The organism is Sphingobium sp. ba1, assembly GCF_000743655.1.
Classification (GTDB): Bacteria; Pseudomonadota; Alphaproteobacteria; order Sphingomonadales; family Sphingomonadaceae; genus Sphingobium.
In genome coordinates this window covers 4028-6640 of record NZ_JPPQ01000069.1, presented here as the reverse complement: position 1 = coordinate 6640, position 2613 = coordinate 4028, and the positions used below count along the sequence as shown (strand labels likewise).

Below are 2613 nucleotides of genomic sequence, written 5' to 3'. Positions count from 1 at the left end.
CCTGGGATTGACGATGCTCATGGCGATCCCCGCCGCTCCCATCTGGCGAGCGAGCAACCGTCCATAGCGGCCCGTTGCCTCGCAGACGATATGGGGATGGTCAAGGGGCGCGAGCCGCCTTCTTAAAGCCGCGATCCCCGCCACCGAATTGGTACGGCGCCAAACCCCGTTAGCCCCCGGTAAGGCAATATCGAGTGCCGCCTTAGATACATCGACGGCAACATATTGGTTCGACATCATGTTTCTCCACCTTGCATACGAGCTCAAGGCTCAGGCAACCGTTCGAGACGATCATGGATGGAGCGGACGGCTTTGCTGAGGATCGCGAGCTTTATGCCCAAGGACAGGCACAGCCTATCCGCTCCGACCTGTCCGGGGTCATGACACCAGACAGGTCGGCACCAATTCAACCAAGGCTGAAATAAATGCCAACCCCAATATGCAAGGACAGGCATTGAGCGAAGTCGGAGTCGCAGACGACCGAAGGGCAAATGGCCGTATCGAAGGATATAAGCGCAGCCGACCCTTCGATACGGGTCTTCGACAAGCTCAGCCCTACTCAGGGCGAACGGAGTGATGCGACTTAAAGTCATCTTGCTCTAAAAACGCAACCTGCGCCAGGGCATCCCGCCCCGGCGCAGGCCGTCCACCTTAGAAGCGATAGCCGACCGTCGCGCCATAGGTGCGCGGCGGCAGGTAGGTCACACCAATGATGCGCCCGGTCGAGATGGCGAAAGTGCTGCTTTCGCGCAGCGTATCGCCGATATTCTTGACCCACAAAGACGCCGTCACCGTATCGGTCTTGTCCACCCAGCGCAGCGACGCGTCGAACATCGTATAGGCGCGCGCGCCTTCCACCAGCCGCTTGAACTCGGTGAAATAGATGTTGCTGCGCCCGGTCATGTCGCCGCTGATCGTGAAGGTGCCAGTCTCCTGCATGATCGGCAGATCGACTTCGATCCCGGCGCTATAGGACCAGGTCGGCGAGTTGCGCGTCGGGTTGCCCGCCAACTGGATGTTGCACGGCGCATTGGCGTTGAGCGCATCGGCCCCGCATGGCGCGCCAAAGGCGGTCGGATCGGGGTTGGTAACCGGATTATAAGCGGGCTGCCCCGCCTGCGCCACGTTCACTGGATCGAGCGGATCGACCGTGATGAAATCATCATATTTGCTGTCGGTATAGGATACCGACCCGCGCAAACGCACGCCATCGACCGGCCGCGCCAGCAGGTCGGCTTCGACACCGGTCGCCGATGTCTTCGCCGCATTTTCGAAGATGGTGGTAAAGCCCGCCGGGCCACCGCCGATCGTCTTGTTGATCTGCAGATCGTCCAGCTTGTAATGATAGGCAGCCAGATTGACCTGCAAACGACGGTCGAGCAGTTCCGCCTTCACGCCCAGCTCGTGATTCTTCATCTTTTCCGGTCGCACGATCGTCGTGCTGCCCGCCGCATTCTCACCCGACCCGGCCTTGAACCCTTCGGAATAGGTATAATAGAGCAAAAGATCGCTGTTGGGCTGCCACTGCAGGCCGATTTCCGGGGTGAAATCCTTGAACGTCCGTTCGCGATAGGTGCCCTCGATGGTCGTCTTGCGCACCTGCGCGACGGCGGGATTGCCGTTCGCGGTCAGGATGATCGACGGGTTGGCACTGTCCACCTTTTCATGGCTGTAGCGCCCGCCCAGTTTCAGCGACACGCCATTGAGGCCAAAGGCGGCACCCAGGTCGAAGTTCAGCTGCCCGAACGCCGCATAGGTGCGGGTGCCAAGGCTGGACTTCAGGCAGACCCGGTTGGGCGATGTGCCTGCCGGGAAATTGCACATCGCCTGCGCTTCGGCCAGCGTCACCGATCCGACCGGCGCGGCGACATTGTCGACGAAGGTCGGCCGCGTCGCCAGCACGGTGATGTTGGACGCCAGATCGTTGGTGGAGCTCAATCCCACCTGATCGCGCGGCCGCTGGCGCTCATGGAAATAATAGAGGCCGACGACACCCTTCACGATGTCGCTGTCATATTTGAACTGCAGCTCGTTGCTGAACTGCTGCGCGTCGATCGTCCGCACCTGCACCGATGTCGAGTTGGGCAGCGTGGCGACCAGCGCCGACCCGTCCAGATCCTGAATCAACTGCGTCTTGAAATCGCGATAATTGGTGATGTTGCCGATGCTGAACGCATCGCTCAGCTCGATGTTGAGCGTGCCGGTGACCGAATAGCTTTTGGTATCGACCGAGGGCGGCTCGTCGCTGGCCAGGTCGCGTGGGTTGGTCGCAAAACCGCCCGTTCCCGTCGGCGCGAGGCGTGGCACACCGGGGAAGGCGGGACCGCGATAATGGACCGCGCCGCTATTGTCGTTCTGGCGGAAATATTCGCCCGAAATCAGATAGTCGATCTTCTCCGACGCGATCAGGTGGATCTGGCCACGCACCATGTAGCGATTAAGGTCATCGACATCGGCACCACCCTTGAACGGATTGCCGCCATAGCCGTCGCGCGCCTCGACCTTGCCCGCCAGGCGAAAGCGGATCGCATCGATGATCGGCCCGCCGATCGCCGCTTCGCCGGTCATCGCATTATAATTGCCATAGCCAAGCCGCGCATAGCCGGTGAATTC

At 60.7% G+C, this 2613-nt stretch carries 1 protein-coding gene and 1 pseudogene; both read right to left on the bottom strand.

Going from position 1 to position 2613, the window contains the following annotated elements:
* Window positions 1-240, bottom strand: a pseudogene (locus tag IL54_RS25275) (hypothetical protein); the annotation flags it as partial.
* 411 nt (window positions 241-651) lie between these two features.
* A partial coding sequence (locus IL54_RS03055) for a TonB-dependent receptor (protein ID WP_037477696.1) occupies window positions 652-2613 on the bottom strand: 1962 nt, incomplete at its 5' end.